Raw genomic sequence first — 3,383 nt, 5'->3', positions numbered from 1 at the left:
TTTTTATTGTTTTCACGGGTAAAAAACCATTATTACACATATAAATTAATAAAAAACAATTTACTTATTAATTAAAAAAAAATTAAATAAAAGACAATAAATTACATGGGTATTAGGAGAAGAAAAACACAAACATTTTAATCCTTTTCAAGGAATTCTAATTATTCAAAGTCTTCAAGAAAATCTTAGAATGTCAAAATCTGAATTCATTGTAAAAACCGGATCTATCCTAGTTAAGGCAGAGGGAGCTTCAGAATATTACTTATCAGATTAATATTTTTATCTAGTTAAATTTGAACCCCATTTTGATTTTAAGTTTCTTTTTTTTCAATTCATTCAAGAATTTAGAGTGTTAAGGGACCAACTATTGGCTTTTTGTTCCCTCTTCTTTTAAGAATTAATTAGAAAATCCATTAAACCCTTTTTTAAAAAAGCATTTTATGAAGGGAGTTTTCGCCCTCCCTTACCAGACCTTCCCAATTTCACTACCATTATTCCTATTTTCTGCCTTGTAAAGTGCGGAAAAAATGAAAAGTATTTTAAAAACTCACATAACGACCCATCTATACACAATCCATCCATCTACCTGAAAAGGTTTGCCAGAAGATTTCTCGGTCGAAAGTGATGGTGATTTTGAGGCAATGTTATTGGCAATTTTGGTGGGCACCATTTGTTTCATCATGACCTACCTCAACTTCATTGATATTTCATTGGCAAAACCATGGACAGGTCAAAAGAGGTGGGGATAAGAAAAGTGCTTAGAGCAGGTATGAGAGACAATTCAAAACTGTTTTTTATTGAAGCCCTGATACAAATCGTTCTGGCCCTTTTCCTTGTTTTTGATCTCTTTCTGGGGACAAAGGAAACAGTTTCCAGATACCTGGATTTTCCAGCCAATTTTATCATTAAAAATGAGATTCTTTTATATTTTTTTTTATCAGCATGTTTTTAGCATTTTCAATGCTCTTAAGTATGCTATATGCTTTCATCTTTTCAAGATCCAAACCACTACACACACTTCAAAGAAAAAGTAAAGTGCTTTCAAAAAAAATAACTTCAAAAACTGCTCCCATTATCGTACAGTTTACCATATGCATTTTGTTCCTGTCATTTACTTTTTTAGTTTTTCAGCAAAATCAGTTTATAAAAAACAAAGATCTTGGATTTGAAAAAGATAACCTGGTTATGATCTGGCAACCCCATATGGAAGATTGGTGGAATATGAACAGCATGATGCGCACATTTGACATTGATGCTAAAAAACATGCTTCCATAATAGACGTGACAAAAGCCAGGGGCAATCCGGGAGGATATGGTTATGGAATGAAAGGAATGGTTTCGAATGAAAAAACGGGATTTGATAATGGACAGCAATTTGTTTATAACAGTGTAATATATAACTGGTTTGAAGTTTTTGGAATGAAACTTTTAGCCGGGAAGTACTATACAAAAGATAGTGAAAATGACATTATCATTAATTATTCTGCCTGTAAAAAGCTGGGCTACACGGATCCAAATCAAATCATTGGAACAGAGATTCAGGTTGAAGACCGGGTAAAAAATAAAAAAGTAATCGGTGTAACAGAAGATGTGAATTTTAAGAGCTTAAAATTTAAAACTGAGCCTGTTATCTTCCTTTTGGAAAAAGGGGATCTGATAATTCCTGCGGTAGTAAAGTTAGATCCTGAAGGCTTTAGGGATGGCCTGGAATATCTGGAAAAAGTCTGGAAGAAAGTTTTTCCAAATAACGACTTTGTCTATACGGACTTCTCCTAAAGAATAAACAGACTCTATGAAAACGAAGCCCGCTTCCAGAAATGGCTTAACTTGTTTTGTATCCTGACTTTAATAGTCTGCTCTTTCGGGATCTTTATCATCACCTATTACACCTTCAAGGAAAGAGAAAAGGAAATAGCTATTCATAAAGTATTGGGAGCAGGCACTATTGACATAATGGGCTTATCCAAAAGTTTTGTCTGGCTTATTGGTATTTCCATTATAGCGGGATTAAGCATCGGATATTTAACAGGCTGAGGGTGGTTACAGCACTATGCTTACCATGTTTCCATAGGAATTTGGTTTTTTATCGTTCCTGTTCTGATTGTCAGCTTCTTTTTTCTGATTACTTTGTTTTATTCAGTAAAAAAGGCGTCGCTGAATCACCTTGTTAAGGCTTTGAGATCGGAATAGGGATTTATGGTTATTAGTTATAACAACTTTTTTTCTACCCCATCAATAAGTATACTCTAATCCGGTTAGGAAATTTTCAGTTTCTGCTTTTTCAACGATGTTGAAATCTTCTTTTGTTTCATTTAAAGTATGGCCCTTCTCATCCGTTATTGTTAACCTACATTATAGGATCCATTTTCCTAATTTTTAATTTCAGGTTGAATTTTGCCCACTAAGGTCTCAGGTTCCCCACCTTCAAAAAACCACTTCCATTGAACTGGATCAGAATCATTTTTCAAAACTCCAAACTCCTTGAATGTAGTCGCCCCTAATAGGGTAACACTATTCTTTTCCAAAAAGAAATCCACTCCCTCATTTTGGAATACTAATCCAGTAAACACTTTTGCATGTGGATTAGAGATATACCCATACTTTAGCACCTCAAATGATTCACCATCTTCAGAAACACTGGCTTGTAACCAACCATAAATATTATTCTCTTTGCCAAGAGACTTTCTGAATCCGATAAAATTAGTTTCCAACACATGAAAAACCACCGGGATCTTATAACCTTCGCTCCCTTGGTCGGAGAGGACATTACACGTGAACTTACTTTTCTCTAACTTGGTCCTTATGAATTCTTTAAATCGAGCAGGTTTAATCTTACGTTAAGGGTATAAGTTATACAATTCTTCCATGGCTTGATATATACCCCAGAGTTTAATCGGCCTCTGGACAAAAGCTACTGAAAATTCAGGTCAAAGGTAACCAACAAGAAAACAAAAATTCCTACTTTAGACATATCTTCTTTATTCTTTAAAAAGATTATAAAACTTTGTAGTTAAGCCTTTTAGGTTTTAAATAGAACCAACAAAATTAAAATAACAACCTGAAACTTATAAAAGACCCCATACCTATTATCAATAAAAAAAGAAAAGATCCCAATGAAACATCGGGACCTTAAAATTTTAAAATGAAAAAGATTACTGTCTTTTAAAGTAAAGGGTTCCAGCATCACCATAAGAATCTACATAATTATACCAGAATTCCCCCTCTTCTGCACAAGAAATTCTACCTAATCCCCACAAATCATCTCCTCCACCACTATATGCAAATTCTTTTTGACCTTCAATTATAATAAAGTTTCCTTCCACGAAAAACTCACCAGGATTAAACCCTTCTTCCTCGGTATCTTTCCAACCTGGAATCATATA

5 protein-coding genes are annotated in these 3,383 nt (G+C 33.9%); 3 read left to right on the top strand and 2 right to left on the bottom strand.

Annotated features, from left to right (window positions below; genetic code table 11):
• Positions 1-596 precede the first annotated feature (596 nt).
• From E1171_RS04350 to E1171_RS04340, 3 genes are all read left to right on the top strand, one after another.
• Positions 597-749 carry a hypothetical protein gene (locus E1171_RS04350; protein ID WP_155204463.1) on the top strand — a complete coding sequence of 51 codons (153 nt, stop codon included), beginning with the start codon at positions 597-599 and terminating at the stop codon, positions 747-749.
• Positions 750-1,035: 286 nt separating this feature from the next.
• Positions 1,036-1,776 carry an ABC transporter permease gene (locus tag E1171_RS04345; RefSeq protein WP_155204461.1) on the top strand — a complete coding sequence of 247 codons (741 nt, stop codon included), beginning with the start codon at positions 1,036-1,038 and terminating at the stop codon, positions 1,774-1,776.
• 51 nt (positions 1,777-1,827) lie between these two features.
• The gene (locus E1171_RS04340; RefSeq protein WP_187696257.1) at positions 1,828-2,034 is read left to right on the top strand and encodes an ABC transporter permease; all 207 of its coding nucleotides are present in this window, start codon (positions 1,828-1,830) and stop codon (positions 2,032-2,034) included.
• Positions 2,035-2,369: 335 nt separating this feature from the next.
• On the opposite strand, the gene E1171_RS04335 is transcribed toward E1171_RS04340, so the two are convergent.
• Positions 2,370-2,714: a hypothetical protein gene (locus E1171_RS04335; protein ID WP_187696256.1), complete on the bottom strand. Its 345-nt coding sequence runs from the start codon at positions 2,712-2,714 to the stop codon at positions 2,370-2,372.
• Positions 2,715-3,152: 438 nt separating this feature from the next.
• Positions 3,153-3,383 (bottom strand): hypothetical protein (locus E1171_RS23635; protein ID WP_187696255.1); only part of this gene is annotated, 231 nt, incomplete at its 5' end.

It is taken from the genome of Xanthovirga aplysinae, assembly GCF_009711365.1.
Classification (GTDB): domain Bacteria; phylum Bacteroidota; class Bacteroidia; order Cytophagales; family Cyclobacteriaceae; genus Xanthovirga; species Xanthovirga aplysinae.
This window is presented reverse-complemented; position numbering and strand designations above follow the sequence as displayed.